A 17,307-nucleotide genomic window follows, 5' to 3' on the forward strand; every position below is an offset into this window, starting at 1 on the left:
GACCTTGGTGCGCTCAGATATTGAGAAAGGAATAACACCCAAGCAAGAGAATCCTAAAACGCCTAGCATAAAGGATAATGAAAAAATATTGAGTTGGATTTCAATGTTAAAACTTTTAGCGTCTGATATGGAAGAGCTGCACAATTCTTTTAAAAGTAGAAACAGTATCATCTATCAAGTGCCTTCGCTTAATAGTTGGCGTGATGATATAACCAATGATTATAACCGTTTTAGCAAAAGACATCTAGGGTATACGCGGCAACTAGACGAAGATGCAAGTCTGTTTAATAAAATTTTGGATGAAGACAAGAGAAAACAAGAAATTTCACATATGTATGGGGGATTTCGTGAACAAACACAGGGCCTTAAGAAAATATGGAACGAAATGAGAGAAAAGATAGGGATTTATGAAGCGATGTTAAAGAAACAAGATAAAGTGGTTAGAAATAGAGGGGCGAAGAGAAAGTAAATACAATGGAAGACTTTTGTGGTGTTTGAGCTGTTAGTTTAGGGTATACAGGACATCAAGCAAAAGCATTGCTTACGCAATATTCTGATAAAACAAATAAACTGTATCAACAGCCTCTCTGTTAAAATAAACAGTTATTAAACAGAGAAGACAACATGAAAAAAACTATCAAATTAATGGCATTAACTTTCATCATTATCGGGCTTTCTGCTTGTGGCAGAACGGGCGAATTAGAAAAAGTTAAGTCTTCATCTGTTACATCTGTTACATCTGTTGTAACGCATATTGCATAAAAACACTTGGGATTTTCTTACCAAAATCAAATACTGCACGCTGAATCTGTTGCTATAACAGATTTAATGGCAGTTTACGGCTCACCACTTTATGTGTATTCTCGCATGGATATTGAGAATAATTGGCGTGAGTTTGATCAAGCATTTGGCGACCATCCGCACTTAGTTTGCTACGCTGTTAAGGCAAATTCTAACCTAGCAGTTTTAAATGTATTGGCAAAATTAGGCAGCGGATTTGATATTGTTTCTATTGGTGAGTTAGAGCGTGTGCTTGTAGCGGGTGGTAAGGCAGGCAAGTGTGTATTCTCAGGTGTAGCAAAAACCAAAATAGAAATCGAGCGAGCACTCGAAGTGGGTGTGCGTTGTTTTAATGTAGAGTCTGCTTCTGAGCTTAGTAGAATAGAATCAGTCGCACGCTCCGTTGGCAAGCAAGCACCGATTTCTATTCGCGTTAATCCTAATGTGGATGCCAAAACCCATCCTTATATTTCAACGGGGCTTAAAGAAAATAAATTCGGTGTTGATATGGGTAATGCGATTGATTTGTATCAACAAGCACAAGATTCTAAATATCTCAATGTACAAGGCCTAGATTGCCATATTGGCTCACAAATTACCGAAGTATCTCCATTTTTAGACGCACTTGACAAAGTTTTGGTATTGCTCAAACAGTTAAAAGACAAAGGTATTGATATCACTCATCTAGACTTAGGCGGCGGTATCGGTATTGACTATGAAGGCGAACAAACGATTGATATTCAAAATTATATTGATGTAATGATCAGCAAAGTAGAAAATATTGAGATAATTTTGGAGCCTGGTAGAGCAATTGTGGGAAATGCAGGTATTTTTATGACCAAAGTTGAATTTTTAAAGCAAAATTCAGAGCACTCATTTGCCATTGTTGATGGTGCCATGAATGATTTATTGCGCCCCAGTTTTTACAACGCCTATCACCAAGTCTTGCCCATCAACAAAAACGCCAAAGGCACCCAAGCCCACTGGGATTTAGTCGGCCCCATCTGTGAAACTGGTGATTTCCTTGCCAAAAACCGAGCCCTATCCCTCAGCGAAGGTGATTATTTGGCGTTAATGTCAGCAGGTGCCTACGGCTTCACCATGAGCTCTAACTACAACACCCGCCCCCGTGTGGCGGAAGTGATGGTCTCAGGTACAAACCACCAACTGGTTCGACAGCGAGAAAGTGTGCAAGATTTGTTTGCACAGGAGCGATTGTATGAGTGAGAAAGATATTATCAAAATGACGCTTGAGGAGTTGCAGGCAGAACTTGACAAGATTAAGGATAGTGACAATCATACTAGAAAAATTGAAATTTGCACTCAAATTATCGAACTTGATCCAAAAGATGGCTTGGCTTTTAGTAGTCGTGGTGTTGCTTATGACAACTTAAGTGAGTACCAAAAAACCATTAAGGATTACGACCGAGCTATTGCCCTTAAACCACAATATGCTGAGGCTTTTTATAATCGTGGTGTTGCTTATAACAGCTTAGATGAGTACCAAAAAGCCATTAAGGATTACGACCAAGCTATTGCCCTTAAACCACAATATGCTGAGGCTTTTGGTAATCGTGGTAATACTTATGACGACTTAGGCAAGCACCAAAAAGCCATTCAGGATTACGACCAAGTTATTGCTCTTGACCCAAAAAATGCTAAGGCTTTTTATAATCGTGGTAATGTTTATATTAACTTAGGCGAGTATCAAAAAGCCATTGAGGATTATGACCAAGCTATTGTCCTTAACCCAAGATATGATGGGACTTTTCATAATCGTGGCGTTGCTTATACCAATTTAGGCGAGTATCAAAAAGCCATTGAGGATTATGACCAAGCTATTGTCCTTAACCCAAAAGATGCTAAGGCTTTTCGTAATCGTGGCGTTGCTTATACCAATTTAGGCGAGTATCAAAAAGCCATTGAGGATTATGACCAAGCTATTACCCTTAACCCACAATATGCTCGGGCTTTTTATAATCGTGGCGCTACTTACAGAAAGCTAGGAAAAAAAGAAAAGGCGATTGAAGATTTTAAAAAGGCACAAGAGTTAGACCCTGGTATTGTTATAGAAGAAGCAGAAAAAACGCAAGCAAGTAACAAAAAAGCGCAAGATTTTCAAGAAATCTTAGAAACCTTAGAAACGAAACATCAAGAGGAAGAAAATAACTGGTTTAAATGGAGCAAATATGCAATTAAAGTAACTTCAGTTTTGATAGTGTTAGTGATTATTTTGATTGCCTATGGTGTTTTCAAAAGTAGCGATACTTATATTATTTATGTTTTTTCTTCTGTTGTCACACTTGCCATTATTCGCCAATACACCAACGCCAAATCATTACGCATTGAGGCAAGCAACCGTGTGGCCATGGCAAAAATGTTCGAACGAGTGAGAAATGAAAATAGAGCATACCAACAAGAATTTTTACCCAAGTTAACAGATGCCATTGTGTATTCCACCACCCAAACAAAAAACAATACCGATGGATTGATAGAAAAAATAACAAATATATTGGAAAAACTTAAAAAATGAATAAACTAACCAACAATCAAAAAAAATTCTTACGCTCTCGTGGGCATGCACTCAAACCTATTGTAATGGTTGGACAACACGGCTTGAGTGAGTCGGTGCTGGCAGAGTTAGAATCAACCATGACCAAACATGAGTTGTTAAAAATCAAAATTCGTGCAGATGATAAGCACGATAGGCAAACAATGATTGATGAGATTGTTAGCATCACTCAGGCGCATTTAATACAGGTGATTGGCAATATAATGGTGATTTATCGTGCCTTTAATGAAGAGCCACAAATTATCCTTCCACGCAAATAATACACCTATGAAAATTGCCATTAGCGCTGCGGAAGTCTCAGGTGATTTAATCGGTTCTAAGTTGGTGAGTGCGTTACAAGCGCAGGACAACAATATTCAAATACAAGGCCTAGTAGGTGACAAAATGCTTGAAGCTGGATGCGCGCAGTTGTGGGACCAAAAGCGTGTGAATGTGATGGGCTTTAGCGAAGTGTTGAAAAAACTGCCTGCGCTATTACGCCTTAGAAGCACGATTATTCGTTACTTTTCTGCCAACAAGCCTGATGTTTTTATTGGCGTGGACAGTCCTGATTTTAATTTTGTGATTGAGAAAAAACTCAAACAACGAGGTGTTAAAACACTACATTTTATCTCCCCTTCAGTATGGGCTTGGCGTCAAAGTCGTATTAAAAAAATCAAAAAATCAACCGACTTGGTGTTGTGTTTATTTCCATTTGAAGTGGATTTTTATCAACAGCACAATCAACGCGCTGTGTTTGTCGGGCACCCATTGGCTGAAACGCTACAGCCAAGAATCAATTACCAAAGCAGTAAAAACATTTTATTAATGCCGGGCTCTCGTGAGAGTGAAATTACCAGATTATTGCCTGAAATGTTGACAGCGGCAGCGCTTATGACGGAGCAAGACCCAGAGTTAAAATTCCACTTAGCATTGGCAAATGATGAGCTGCTTGCGTGGGTGACGCCACTTGCTAAAACTGCAAATGTGCGTATTTCTACGAGTGATGCACATCAGCGTGCTGTCCAGTCAGATTTAGTGTTGGTGGCTTCTGGCACCGCTGCTTTGGAATTGGCGCTGTTGGGTGTGCCGATGGTGGTGGTGTATAAGTTATCAGCGTTTAGTTATTTTATTGCATCAAGATTGGTCAAAATCAAACACATCAGTTTGCCCAATATTATTGCTAATAAAAATCTAGTACCTGAGCTTATTCAAGATGATGCAAATGGGGAAAATATTGCCAAACACGCACTGGAAATTTTAAATAGTGATACAACAATATTAACGCAAGCCTTTAAAAATATCCATCAACAACTCAATCTCAATGCCAGTGAAGAATCAGCACGCATTATTCGTGAATTCGTTAATGAGTAAAATAAACGACATGGTTGCTTTGGCGTTAGATGAAGATATTGGTACGGGGGATGTATCTGCCAGTTTGCTTGATGACAAAATAGTATCCGCACAAATTATTGCCAGAGAACCAGCGGTGATTTGTGGTATCGAATATGCACAAATAGCATTTCTGTCACTTGATAAAAATATTCAACTCAAATGGCATTTAAGTGATGGTGATAGTATTCAAAGAAATCAAGTTTTGTGCACCTTATCAGGCGCTACCAATGGTATTATCAGCGCTGAAAGAGTGGCGCTTAACTTCTTGCAAATGCTAAGTAGTGTTGCAACGCAAACCAAGACTTTGGTAGGTAAGATTGCACATACTAATGCACATCTTCTAGATACAAGAAAAACCATCCCTGGGTTACGACTGGCACAAAAACAAGCGGTTGAGTGTGGCGGTGGTATGAACCATCGTATGGGTTTGTATGATTGTGTGATGCTTAAAGAAAATCATATTATTGCCTCGGGTTCAATCAAGAATGCTGTGCAATTAGCCAAAGAGCAATATCCAAATTTGCCTTTGATTGTTGAAGTAGAAAACTTGACACAACTTAGCGAAACGCTAACCTTGGTAGGCATCACTCGAGTGCTTTGTGATAATTTTTCAATTGCTGATTTGATCCAAGCGGTGGAGTTGACGAATAACGAATTCCCCTTAGAGGCTTCTGGCAATATTGATAAAGATACAATTGTAGCGGTGGCTGAAACTGGTGTTGATTATATTTCTACTGGCTCTATGACCAAAAACATACAAGCTATTGATTTATCATTAAGATTTCTTAATTAATCTGATAACTGGGCTTATCAATTATTTGCCTGAGGCAAAGAAAATAGGAGATAGTAAATCATCTTTGGTGTTGTATTTGAGTGGATTGTCATTTTCATCAAGCACTGAACCCCCAGCATTTTGCAAAATACAAGCACCTGCTGCTGTATCCCATTCGCAGCAAGGGCCAAATCTAGGATAGTAGTCGTAAATCCCCTCGGCAATTTTACAAAATTTCAGCGCACTGCCTAAGCAAGAGAGTTGATGCTCACCAAGTTGTTCAAGATGTGCTTGTAGTTGTTGATTGTGCGCTGAATAGTGTCCAGTTACCACGCGTAGTGGTTGTGTTGCTACGCATACTTTGAGGCGTGTTTTAATGTTGTTATGGATTTGGTAAGCGCTGTTGTCAAAGCCATAATAGTGTGTATGAGTAAGTGGTGCGTAAACCAATCCAAAAATTGCCTGATGATTTTTAATATAGGCAATACAAATGCAAAACTCTCCTGTTTGCTCTATAAAATCTCGTGTCCCGTCCAGTGGGTCAATTAACCAGTATTCCTGCCATTTTGAGCGTTGTTTAAAAGCAATAGCATCAGATTCTTCGGATAAGATTGGGATATTTTGCGTTAGTTGAGATAAGGCGTTAACAATGGATTGGTGTGCATTTTTATCAGCGATAGTGAGAGGTGTTTTATCTGCTTTTAACTCAACTTTAATGTCATTTTTATAATACGACAAAATCTCTTCACCAACATTGGTGGTCAATTCAATTAATTGTGGGAGGATTTTGTCAAATGTCATATGAGTATCATACCTTATGTGTAGCTATATGACTAAGCACACAATAAGTGCACCTTTTAGTAAGAATAAAGGTGCAGTTTGAATGTGGTGGGCCTTCTTGGACTTGAACCAAGGACCAAACGATTATGAGTCGTTTGCTCTAACCAACTGAGCTAAAGGCCCGAAAGGGGTTACTCTAGGAAGCTTGAAAGTTTGTGCGCTCTAGATGGGTGTCTAAGTTTACGCAAGGCTTTGGCTTCAATTTGGCGAATACGCTCACGCGTTACATCAAATTGACGCCCGACTTCTTCTAGTGTGTGGTCGGTATTCATATCAATACCAAAACGCATTTTTAATACTTTTGCCTCTCTAGGTGAGAGGTTGGCAAGTAATTCACCTGTTGTTTCTCTTAGGCTTTCTTTGGTAGTGATGTCCACTGGTGAAGATGCATTGCCATCTTCAATAAAATCACCAATATTAGAATCTTCATCATCACCGACCGGGGTTTCCATTGATAAAGGTTCTTTAGCGATTTTTAAAATCTTAACAATCTTGTATTCTGGTAATTCCATCTCTACTGCTAATTCTTCAGGTGTTGCTTCACGACCATATTTTTGTAACAATTGGCGTTTAACACGGTTAAGTTTGTTGATGGTTTCGATCATATGTACTGGAATACGAATGGTACGAGCCTGATCAGCAATCGAGCGCGTAATTGCTTGACGAATCCACCAAGTTGCATAAGTTGAGAACTTGTAACCACGACGATATTCAAATTTATCAACAGCTTTCATTAAGCCAACATTGCCTTCTTGAATAAGGTCTAAGAATTGTAAACCACGGTTGGCGTATTTTTTAGCAATTGAGATGACCAGACGCAAGTTGGCTTCAATCATTTGTGCTTTGGCTGTTTTAGCACGACGGTCACCACGACGATAAAGCTTATTAAGCGCCTTTAATTCAGCAACAGTCAACTGCATTTCTTCTTCATAGTCTTGAAGGTTTTTTTGTGCGTAGTAAATTTCATCTTTACTGCTGGCTAATTTATCTTTAATTTGACTGTCAAGCGTAGCCTTTTTTAACCAATCAAAATTTGTTTCGTTGTCGGTAAATAATTCAAAGAATTGCGTTCTATCCATACCTGCATATAAACAAGCTTTTTGGATGGATTTTTCTTGTTCTTTGACTTTATCAACACGCCCGCAAATAATTTCTACCATGGTGGTGACTAATTTTGGTGCTAGGCGTAAGTCTGATAAACTTTGTGATAATTTCTTGCGTTCAGACACTGTTTTTTTGTCACGGAAGCCGTGTTTTTCGTTGGTTTTTAGATATTTGTCAGAGCATTTTGAAATGGTGTCAAAACGCAAATATACTTGGTCTTCATCTGGACCCGCATATTCCATTTCTTCCATTTCTTCGTATTCTTCGTCATCATCAAAATCACCAGCGTCAAAAGCTTTTTTCTTTTCTGCAAAGTCTTCTGCGTCACCTTGATAACCAATAATAACATCGGTGATTTTGCATTTACCTTCTTCAAGTCTTTTATGCGCTTTAAAAAATTGTTCAGTGATGACTGGGTAAAGCGTAATTGCTTGCATGATTTCAAATACGCCAGCTTCAATCTCTTTAGCAATACGGATTTCGTCTTCTTGTTCTAATAAATCCACTACACCCATTTCGCGCATATACATTCTAACTGGGTCAGTGGTTCTGCCAAACTCTGAATCTAATGCTGCCAATGCAGCAACTGCGGCTTCTGCAGAAGTTGATTGTGCTTTAGCGCCTGATTCTACAACTAAGGTATCAGCATCAGGAATAGTGTCAGAAACAACAATATCTAACTCTTCTAGAATGGTTTTAATTGGCTCAATTTGATCTTGTGTTAGTAAATCTTTTGGCAGTAAGTCATTGAGCTCAGAATAGGTTAAGTAGCCTTGTTCCTTGCCGAGCATAATGACTTTTTCTAGTGCTTGTTTATGTGCTTTTGTTGTGTTTTTCATGAGTTAATAGATATTGTAACAATCCAAAGGAGCAATTATACCGTCTTATCACTATTTGTCGTCGGTAAAAATTGCACTAATAGATTGTTCTTCGCTAATGCGTTTAATTACTTCTGCAAGTTTCGGTGCAATAGATACAACTCTGATTCTATCGCATTTAACTGCTGCTTCAGTTAAAGGGATGGTATTGGTGGTTACTAATTCATCAAGTTCAGAGTTATTGATATTGTCAATTGCAGGACCAGATAAAACAGCATGCGTTGCGTAAGCCACCACTTTTTTAGCGCCTTTTTCTTTTAAGATGCTGGCAGCTTGACATAGAGTGCCAGCGGTATCAACCATATCGTCAATTAAGATACAAGTTCTGCCATCAACATCACCAATTACATTCATTACTTTTACCATGTTTGGTGCAGGACGACGCTTGTCGATAATAGCAAGGTCAGAATCGTTAATACATTTGGCCGCAGCACGCGCACGCACAACACCGCCAACATCAGGCGACACAACGACTGTGTTTTCATAGTTTTGTGCAAGGATATCATTAACCAAAACCGGTTGAGCATAAATATTGTCAATTGGAATGTCAAAAAATCCTTGGATTTGGTCAGCGTGTAAATCAACCGTTAAAATTCTGTCAACACCAGATGCCTCAATCATTTTTGCAGCCAATTTTGCGGTGATTGGTACACGCGTTAAGCGAGAACGACGGTCTTGTCTGGAATAACCAAAATATGGCACAACGGCAGTAATGCGAGTAGCAGAAGAGCGCTTCAGTGCATCAACTATGACTAACAACTCCATCAAAGTTTCTGCTGGCGAAGGTCCGCAAGTAGGCTGCAAAACGAATACATCGCAACCGCGTACATTTTCCAAGATTTCAACTTGTGACTCACCATCGCTAAATCGCCCTACGAGCGCCTTACCTTGCATAACATTTAGACTTGAGATGATTTCTCCAGAAAGTAATGGGTTGGCATTACCACTAAAAATTTTAATTTTGTCAAGCGACATAGATATTTGTTGTTATCTTAAAAGTGCCTGAATTATACTATGAGACCTTTGCATAATTTATAATTTATTCAGATACTGAATTATGTAATTTTTTCGGCTTTGAAAATATTAAATGTATTTTCATCAAAATGAATGATTAGATCTTGAAATAAATCTTTTATGTCTAATATCTTTTAGTCCTAAAGTTATTATAATGTTGATATTAACCGTCCAAAATTCATGGGTAGTTGAAAAATACTTGTAGTTTTTATATGAGACCTTTGCATAAACAGTTTTTATACCCTGATAAACAAGTTGCCTCGTCAGTGCACAAGGTGCTACAACACAACGAAAGATTTACCTGTCTATAGACCTTGCCCACTAGCGCATTGTTGCAACTTAAGTAACCAGCAACTGAAACACCTTTACTGTGTTTTCTTTATTTAAAGATCATCACCTATAACCTGAACTTCTGCTAGAGACAGATAGTTCTTATCAAGCAACTGGATTCTAACATAGCGACCTTGTTTATCTGGTGCGTCTAATTTAATAGTCTTTTTGGGATTAGGCGCAACATGAAAGTCTTGTTGATAGGTGTGGGTGCTAAAGTCTGCTTTATTAGAGATACTAACCTGGTAGTTGCTTAGTCTATTTGCACAGCAATCAGTGCGGTTGTAGATAATGATTTGATTGATCTTTTTCTTACCGCCTAGATCAACCTGCCACCAAGCACCTTGTTCATCTTTGGTGTGGGTTGTGCTACTATTTAAGAATTCACCATCAGTATTGCCATCTACTGCATAGCCAGCAACAGCGTGGATGCGGTGTGGATATATACTGGATTGTGTGGCAGGTTTTCCAAGCGCTAGATTGTAACCACCAGAGGCATATGCGCCTCCATAACTTGGGTCACCCCATGTCCTGATTGAGCCATCGGGCCTAACAGCAGTAAAGGCAAATTCATTTGAATAAATCTCAATATAACCTTTGTCAGTGGGTATGTTTTTGCGTATATTCTCTATGTTACCCCACGGATTCTCCATGTCACCCCATGTCGTAATTGAACCATCGGCTTTAAGAGCAGCAAAGGCCATACCGGTTGAATAAACCTTGATATAGTCTTTATCAGTGGGTGCGTTGAGTGCGTTTTTGCCTCCACTCTTTGTTTCACCCCATGTCGTAATTGAGCCATCGGCTTTAAGAGCAGCAAAGGCATACTCATTTGAATAAATCTTGGTATAACCTTTGTCGGTGGGTGCGCTTGTGCCTCCAGAAAGTGAGTTACCCCACACTGTGATTGAGCCATCGGCTTTAAGAGCAGCAAAGGCAAATTTATTTGAATAAATCTTGGTATAGCCTTTGTCGGCGGGTGCGCTTTCGCCTCCAGTAAATGGGTCACCCCACGCCTTGATTGAGCCATCAGCTTTAAGGGCAGCAAAGGCATGTTCATTTGAATAAATCTTGGTATAGCCTTTGTTGACGGGTGCATTAACACCTCCAGCATCTGATTCACCCCACGCCTTGATTGATCCATCAGCCTTAAGGACAGCAAAGGCACCAACAGTTGAATAAATCTTGGTATAGCCACTGCCAGCGGGTGCGTTTGAACCTCCATAATCTGAGTTACCCCACACTTTGATTGAGCCATCGTGTGCAAGGGCGGCAAAGGCATATGTATTTGAATAAATCTTGGTATAGCCACTGCCAGCGGGTGCGTTTGCACCTCCATAATCTGAGTTACCCCACACTTTGATTGAGCCATCGTGTGCAAGGGCGGCAAAGGCACTAATAGTTGAATAAATCTTGGTATAGCCTTTGTCAGTGGGTACATTGGATGCGTTTGTGCCTCCATTGTTTAGGCTACCCCATGTTGTAATTGAGCCATCAGCTTTAAGGGCAGCAAATGCATATTCGTTTGAATAAATCTCGGTATAGCCACTGTCAGTGGGTGCTTTTTTACCTACAGAATCTGGATCTATGCCTTCAGAAGATAGACCACCCCATGCTATGATTGAGCCGTCGCTTTTAATGGCGGCAAAGGCCGTCTTATTGGCATAATTTGGCGCATTATAAGATCCATCAAAATCATTATGGGTACTAGAATAATCCACCTTAGCAAAACGCAAAGGATCAATACCCATAACCTGAACTTCTGCTAGAGACAGAGAGTTCTGATCAAGCAACTGGATTCTAACATAGCGACCTTGTTTACCTGATGCGTCTAATTTAATAGCCTTTTTTGGATTAGGCGCAACATGGAAGTCTTGTTGATAAATGTGGGTGCTGAAGTCTGCTTTATTAGAAATACTAACTTGGTAGTTGCTTAGTCTATTTGCACAGCAATCAGTGCGGTTGTAGATAATGATTTGATTGATGTTTTTCTTGCTGCCCAGATCAACCTGCCACCAAGCGCCGTCTTCATATTCGGTATAGGTGGTGCTCTTATTTAAGAAATAGCCATCAGTATTACCATCCACTGCATAGCCAGCAACAGGAACGATAGAGTGGTATAGATATGTACTGGATTGTGTGGCATGTTTTCCAAAGGCCAGATTAATATCACCGACACCAACAGCAATAACAACAGTTGCAGTGTCCTTAGCAAATAAACCAGTTGCTGTTACAACATAAGTTGTTATAACGTAAGTCACTGGATCAGATGTAAAAATTGGCGTTCCAGAGATGGTTCCATTTCTTGCATTAAAGGATAAGCCATTGGAGATAGCAGGAGAAATTGAGTAATAAAAAGCAACATCACCTGTATTAGTGATGGTAACAGGTGTAATGGTAGTTCCAGCAGTAGCATTAACATAATTAGTGCTGATTGTAACACTAAAAGCATTCAAAGAGACTGAAATGATGGCAACTGCAAGGAGTTTAGTTAGTTTGTTTAGTGTATTTGTTGTGTTTTTCATTTTTAAAAAAATAATGATTAAAAAATTTACTATAGCATTTAAAAACAATTTTGTCAAAGTTTTTTTATGCGCCCCAAAAATCCAAAAATAGAGCCACTCATAATCCAAAACTTATTTTCTGACATATCTTCTTAATTTTCATAGTCAGAGTTTTAGGGATTTGTATGAACTGTTGAGGCCTTTGTATAAATCGACTAAAAAAAATCACAAACCTCCTGTATAGCAAGATAATACTCATCTAAAACAACTCTAAAAAACCAATCATGTCTTGAAAAAACATCCAACAAAAACAAGAAAAAAACAGCGTTCATCCATTCGTTATATTGTTGAGAAAACCTTTGGATTGTTAAAGCTTTATTATGATTTAGGTAAAGCAAGACACCTTGGATTAGAGCGCAACAAAACCAGAGCGCACTAGTACGAGGCAGATTTTAAAAATATGCAAAAATTTAGACAACACAACCTAAAAGACTCAGTGTTTTTACAAATCCAACAAAGTAGAAAGTAAAAAGACAAAGTAAAGAAGGGAAATTGGCTGGGCTGGCAGGATTTGAACCTGCGCATGACGGGATCAAAACCCGTTGCCTTACCGCTTGGCGACAGCCCAATTAAGGTTTAACCCATCACAAGGTGGGTTAATTCGGCGAGGTATTGAGCGCAAGTGCTACAAAACCCGACCATTTGCTTGGTAGATTATTAAGGGCTACCAAAGCATCTTTCTCATGCTTAAACTCCACAAAGACACAACTTCCTGTGCCTGTCATTCTCGGCTGGTATAAGTGGTTTTTGGATAATTTTAAATGCGCTAATGCTTCTAAAATTTCGCCTTCCAACTCGATGGCAGCCTCAAGACAATCATTGTGTGGATTGATTAACTCTGAGAAAGGGTGTATTTTCCCTATAGTGGGCGATATTGTCAATGCTTTATGCGAGAAAATTTCTTTGGTTGAGAGTTGTTTGTTAATAGAGACCACTAAAAAGTAGTGTTTTGGCAAGTCCATTGGCGTCAAAATTTCACCTACACCTTCCGCCCAAGCACTATGTCCAGTAATAAAAATCGGCACATCAGCACCCAGTGCTAAGCCAATTTTTGCTAATTTTTGCTTTGAGCATTTTGTGCCCCATAATGCATTGAGTGCGATTAGTGTCGTTGCTGCATTTGAACTACCACCACCCAAGCCACCCCCGGTAGGGATATTTTTCACTACTGAAATATCTGCCCCATCTGTTGTATTCGTTGCTTTTTGTAGTGCTTGTGCTGCTTTGATAATTAAATCTTGTTGTTCTGGTATATCCTCATTACCACTGGTGCGTGCTATGACAGCATCTTGCCTAATGGATATTGTGAGTTCATCGTAATAGTCTAGTAATTGGAAAATGCTTTGTAGATTATGATAGCCATCTTCTCGTTTAGAATTAATGTGCAAAAATAAGTTAATTTTTGCGGGAGATAGCCAAATTTTAGGGATTGTTCTGATTTTCTTCGGCGTGTCTATATAGGCATTTATAAGTTAAATACAGACCAACTTCCCCTGTTTTTTCAAACAAAGTCCCATCTTGTATTAAGTTGATTGTTTGCTCTGTGAGTTTTGGGCGTTTAGCATGGACTAGTGTAAGTTTTTTGTCAAGAATACCAATCATAGTTGAAAGAACCACTCTTGATGCAGTTTTTAAACCATTTCTTTCTAAGAAAACAGACAAAGTTTTTGCTAAAAAGAAAATAATTTTGAATTCATCAATAGACCCCTTGGGCGTCACTGAAAAATCATTTAAATAAGTGTTAATTTCAAATGAAGTTGCAATGAAAATTTCTTCTGAATAAAAACCAATACAACTTTCAAAGTCAGTCTGAATACTTTGTAATGTAGTTGGATTGTGTTGAATACCCGTAATTTCTGTATAACCTTGATAGGCGTAAGGCAAGGTATTGACAAATACCTTTAAAATTCTTTTATAGTGGGGTTTATATATTGTTGTTATGGGGTCAGACACGGAAAAAGCACACTATTTAATTGATAAAAAGTTATCATTTAAATGTTCGCCTTTCTCTAAAGAAACAAGGAATTCTTCATCAAATGAGTTTGAACTTTTGCTGTCTGCTTCAAAATAAAATTTTGGCTTAGACTTTATTTCGATACCATCAATTCTTTCAGCAGACTTTTTTGCAAATTGAATGCTTTTTGGTGTTGGTCGTTCCATTTTCTTTCCTCCCATTGGTTTTTGTATTTCTGTTAAAGCAAATCTTTCCCGCAATTTTACATATAAAACGCTTGATATTGTAACTGATAATTAAAATAAAGATATAAATATTATGAATTTATAATATCAAACATCAATAAATGTCTCTCTGTAATGCTTAAGTTCGTCAATAGAGTCTTTAATATCAAGTAATGCTAAGTGTGCAGATTCCCCTTCTCGAATCATTTTTGCCTCAGGCTTCCAACGCGCCGCTAATTCTTTTAGTGTGGTGACATCAATGTGACGATAATGGAAAAATTGCTCTAATTTAGGCATGTAATTGTAAAGAAATCTTCTATCTTGACAAATAGTGTTGCCACACATTGGCGAGGCATCTGGATTGACATAGGCTTGTAGAAAATCTATCGTTTGTTTTTCAGCTTGTTGCATAGAAACATTACTGTCTTTAATGCGCTGAACTAAGCCAGAATTGGTGTGGTGCTCAGTATTCCATTCATCCATAGCTTCTAAAATCTCATTATTTTGGTGAATGGCAAGTGCTGGACCTTCTGCCAAAATATTAAGGTCTTTATCCGTAACAATCGTGGCAATTTCAATAATGGTGTCTTTTTCTGGCAATAAGCCTGTCATTTCTAAATCAATCCAGATTAAGTTGCTATCTTTATTCATAAATAAGTCCTTTATATTAACAGCCCGTGCTTTCTTTAACAAAGTCGTCTAATTTTTGGTGGGCTGAGCCATCGTTTAAAATTTTTATTGCTTTGTCGATACCTGCTTGTAGTGAATCAGCTACACCTGATACATAAATTGCAGCGCCAGCATTGAGTGCAACGATATTTTTCGCTGCACCCTCTTCACCATCTAGTGCTTTTTGAATGAGTGCCAATGAGCTATTAGCATCTTGTGCTTTGATGTCGTCTAAATTACCTAATGGCAAGCCAAATTCTGTTGGGTTGATGGTATAAGTGGTTACTTTGTTATTTTTGAGTTCAGCAACATAAGTATCATCGGCAATTGAGATTTCATCCAATCCATCTTTAGAATGTACCACCATCACATGCTTAGAGCCTAGGCTTTTGAGCACATTGGCAATCGGTTCAACCAAAGCCTTGTCATAAACACCCATCACTTGATGAGGTGCTTTTGCTGGATTGCTTAGCGGACCTAGGACATTAAAAATAGTGCGCACCGCCAACTCTTTACGAGTATTGACAACATGTTTTATTGCCGAATGGTGTGTGGGTGCAAACATAAAACCAACGCCGATTTTTTCCACGCTTTTACTAATGGCCTCTGGCGTCATATGAAGATTAACGCCCGCTGCTTCCAGCACATCGGCACTACCTGATTTGGAAGAAACACTACGATTACCGTGTTTGGCGACTTGTGCGCCTGCCACTGCAGCTACAAAGGCACAAGCAGTGGAGATATTAAACAACCCCAGGCCATCGCCACCTGTGCCACAGGTATCAACTAAATGCTTGGCATTATTAACCGTTACCGCAGATGCCAGCGAATGCATTACCTTTGCAGCTGCGGTGATTTCATCGGTTGTTTCACCTTTTATCGCCAAGCCCACTAAAAATCCACCATTTTGAGCGCTTGTAGTTTTGCCGGTCATAATATCGCGCATCACCGTGCTCATTTCGTCTTCGCTTAAATCTTGTTTTGCAATGACTGCTTTTATTGCTTCTTGTATATTCATTTCATTAAGTTCTCTATGTCGTTAATTTCTTTTACCAGTGCCTTGGTTAAAACGCTATTACCATTATCCGTAATCAGAACATCATCTTCAATACGAATACCAATATCCCAGTAAACAGGGTTAATTTTATCACTCTTGCGAATATAAATACCAGGTTCAACAGTCGTTACCATGCCTATCTCATATTGACGATGTTGTTTGCCTTGCCGATAACTACCCACATCATGCACATCTAACCCTAGCCAATGCCCTGTGCCATGCATATAAAACTGTGACAAGTCTCCATCTGTTTGTAAAATTCCCAAATCAATTAATCCTTGTTGAATGATTTGCGAGGCAACTTGATGCGCTTTAGTAACTATTTCACCTGGTTTAATACATGCAATAGCAGCAAGTTGTGCATCTAGTACAATCTGATAAATTTGTCGTTGTGCTTTGCTAAATTTGCCATTCACTGGAAAAGTGCGCGTAATATCTGAGGCATAGCCCCCAACTTCACAACCTGCATCAATCAATAACAAATCACCATTATTTAGCACTTGATCGTTTTTAATATAATGCAAGATACACCCGTTCCCCCCACCTGCTACAATCGGTGTGTAAGCGTGTTCGGTGTTATTTTTTCTAAATTCTGCATCAAAAATACTGGCAATCTCGTATTCAAACAAATCTGCTTTGACTTGTTGCATCGCCAACTGATGGGCATGCACGGAAATATCAGCAGCCTTTTGCATTAATGCAATCTCACTATCATCTTTAATCAGACGCATTTCGTGCAGGTGTTCACCGAGCGATTGAGTTTTTACACCATCCAAGCATTGAATAATTTCATCGTCTAACGCACATGGTTTGAAATCATAATACAGCGTTGTTGCCTCTTTTATCAGTTGTGGTAATTGTACTTTTAGTTTGTTGGTAGGATAGGCTTGGTTTGCATTTAAAGTTTGCGCTGCTTTAGCAACACCTAGGCGCTCGCCATCCCAAATTTCTCGTTCTAGATTTTTTTCTTGTAAGAAAATCGTGTAGTAATCTTTTGAAAAAACAGCAACTGCCTCAGGTTCTTTAAAGCCTGTTAAATACCAAAAATCGCTATGTGGGCGAAAAGGAAAATGCACATCGCCATTGCGATATTGCTCTGGATTGGTGCTAATAATCACCAAAGCACCCTCATCAAACTGGCTTAGTAATTTTTCTTGTCTGTTTTTTGGTATCAT

Annotated in this window: 17 protein-coding genes and 2 tRNA genes; 7 read left to right on the forward strand and 12 right to left on the reverse strand. The window is 38.9% G+C overall.

All coding sequences use genetic code 11. The features are described from left to right. From BHECKSOX2_RS00785 to nadC, 7 genes are all read left to right on the forward strand, one after another. On the forward strand, positions 1 to 469 hold a 469-nt coding region (locus tag BHECKSOX2_RS00785; protein ID WP_180323597.1), incomplete at its 5' end, for a hypothetical protein. A gap of 155 nt (positions 470 to 624) precedes the next feature. After that, positions 625 to 762 carry a lipoprotein gene (locus BHECKSOX2_RS00790; protein WP_180323598.1) on the forward strand — a complete coding sequence of 46 codons (138 nt, stop codon included), beginning with the start codon at positions 625 to 627 and terminating at the stop codon, positions 760 to 762. A 6-nt stretch (positions 763 to 768) separates the two neighbouring features. Continuing rightward, positions 769 to 2,007, forward strand: coding sequence for a diaminopimelate decarboxylase (gene lysA, locus BHECKSOX2_RS00795; protein ID WP_139682066.1), 1,239 nt, complete (start codon positions 769 to 771; stop codon positions 2,005 to 2,007). Next, on the forward strand, positions 2,000 to 3,313 hold the full coding sequence (locus tag BHECKSOX2_RS00800; protein ID WP_139682067.1) for a tetratricopeptide repeat protein: 1,314 nt from the start codon (positions 2,000 to 2,002) through the stop codon (positions 3,311 to 3,313). Before lysA ends, BHECKSOX2_RS00800 begins: the two co-directional genes overlap by 8 nt. Further along, on the forward strand, positions 3,310 to 3,612 hold the full coding sequence (gene yhbY, locus BHECKSOX2_RS00805; protein ID WP_090718215.1) for a ribosome assembly RNA-binding protein YhbY: 303 nt from the start codon (positions 3,310 to 3,312) through the stop codon (positions 3,610 to 3,612). Before BHECKSOX2_RS00800 ends, yhbY begins: the two co-directional genes overlap by 4 nt. A 7-nt stretch (positions 3,613 to 3,619) precedes the next feature. Then, complete coding sequence (gene lpxB, locus BHECKSOX2_RS00810; RefSeq protein ID WP_139682068.1) at positions 3,620 to 4,705, forward strand: lipid-A-disaccharide synthase; 1,086 nt, start codon at positions 3,620 to 3,622, stop codon at positions 4,703 to 4,705. After that, entirely contained in the window at positions 4,698 to 5,519 is an 822-nt protein-coding gene (gene nadC, locus BHECKSOX2_RS00815) for a carboxylating nicotinate-nucleotide diphosphorylase (RefSeq protein WP_139682069.1), read from the forward strand. Before lpxB ends, nadC begins: the two co-directional genes overlap by 8 nt. A 21-nt stretch (positions 5,520 to 5,540) precedes the next feature. Here the strand turns inward: nadC and cysQ are convergent, their stop codons facing one another. From cysQ to BHECKSOX2_RS00875, 12 genes are all read right to left on the reverse strand, one after another. After that, positions 5,541 to 6,299 (reverse strand): 3'(2'),5'-bisphosphate nucleotidase CysQ, encoded by a 759-nt coding sequence (gene cysQ / locus BHECKSOX2_RS00820; protein WP_090718225.1) that lies wholly within the window; start codon positions 6,297 to 6,299, stop codon positions 5,541 to 5,543. A gap of 85 nt (positions 6,300 to 6,384) precedes the next feature. Continuing rightward, positions 6,385 to 6,461: transfer RNA gene (locus tag BHECKSOX2_RS00825), tRNA-Ile, on the reverse strand. Between the two features lie 8 nt (positions 6,462 to 6,469). Beyond that, complete coding sequence (gene rpoD, locus BHECKSOX2_RS00830; protein ID WP_139682070.1) at positions 6,470 to 8,281, reverse strand: RNA polymerase sigma factor RpoD; 1,812 nt, start codon at positions 8,279 to 8,281, stop codon at positions 6,470 to 6,472. Between the two features lie 51 nt (positions 8,282 to 8,332). Next, the gene (locus BHECKSOX2_RS00835) at positions 8,333 to 9,295 is read right to left on the reverse strand and encodes a ribose-phosphate pyrophosphokinase (RefSeq protein WP_139682071.1); all 963 of its coding nucleotides are present in this window, start codon (positions 9,293 to 9,295) and stop codon (positions 8,333 to 8,335) included. A 422-nt stretch (positions 9,296 to 9,717) separates the two neighbouring features. Next, positions 9,718 to 12,189 (reverse strand): galactose-binding domain-containing protein, encoded by a 2,472-nt coding sequence (locus BHECKSOX2_RS00840; RefSeq protein ID WP_139682072.1) that lies wholly within the window; start codon positions 12,187 to 12,189, stop codon positions 9,718 to 9,720. A 532-nt stretch (positions 12,190 to 12,721) separates the two neighbouring features. Continuing rightward, positions 12,722 to 12,796, reverse strand: a tRNA-Gln gene (locus tag BHECKSOX2_RS00845). Between the two features lie 28 nt (positions 12,797 to 12,824). After that, positions 12,825 to 13,616, reverse strand: a complete 792-nt coding sequence (gene ispE, locus BHECKSOX2_RS00850) for a 4-(cytidine 5'-diphospho)-2-C-methyl-D-erythritol kinase (RefSeq protein ID WP_245391270.1) — start codon at positions 13,614 to 13,616, stop codon at positions 12,825 to 12,827. A gap of 34 nt (positions 13,617 to 13,650) precedes the next feature. Then, positions 13,651 to 14,181 (reverse strand): hypothetical protein, encoded by a 531-nt coding sequence (locus tag BHECKSOX2_RS00855; protein WP_139682074.1) that lies wholly within the window; start codon positions 14,179 to 14,181, stop codon positions 13,651 to 13,653. Between the two features lie 12 nt (positions 14,182 to 14,193). Further along, entirely contained in the window at positions 14,194 to 14,388 is a 195-nt protein-coding gene (locus BHECKSOX2_RS00860; RefSeq protein ID WP_139682075.1) for a hypothetical protein, read from the reverse strand. A 126-nt stretch (positions 14,389 to 14,514) separates the two neighbouring features. Further along, positions 14,515 to 15,057, reverse strand: coding sequence for an oligoribonuclease (orn, locus tag BHECKSOX2_RS00865; protein ID WP_139682076.1), 543 nt, complete (start codon positions 15,055 to 15,057; stop codon positions 14,515 to 14,517). Positions 15,058 to 15,073: 16 nt separating this feature from the next. Then, complete coding sequence (gene trpD / locus BHECKSOX2_RS00870) at positions 15,074 to 16,093, reverse strand: anthranilate phosphoribosyltransferase (protein ID WP_139682077.1); 1,020 nt, start codon at positions 16,091 to 16,093, stop codon at positions 15,074 to 15,076. Further along, entirely contained in the window at positions 16,090 to 17,307 is a 1,218-nt protein-coding gene (locus tag BHECKSOX2_RS00875; RefSeq protein WP_139682078.1) for an aminopeptidase P N-terminal domain-containing protein, read from the reverse strand. Before BHECKSOX2_RS00875 ends, trpD begins: the two co-directional genes overlap by 4 nt.

Source organism: thiotrophic endosymbiont of Bathymodiolus puteoserpentis (Logatchev) (genome assembly GCF_900127505.1).
In the GTDB taxonomy this organism is placed as follows: Bacteria; Pseudomonadota; Gammaproteobacteria; order PS1; family Pseudothioglobaceae; genus Thiodubiliella.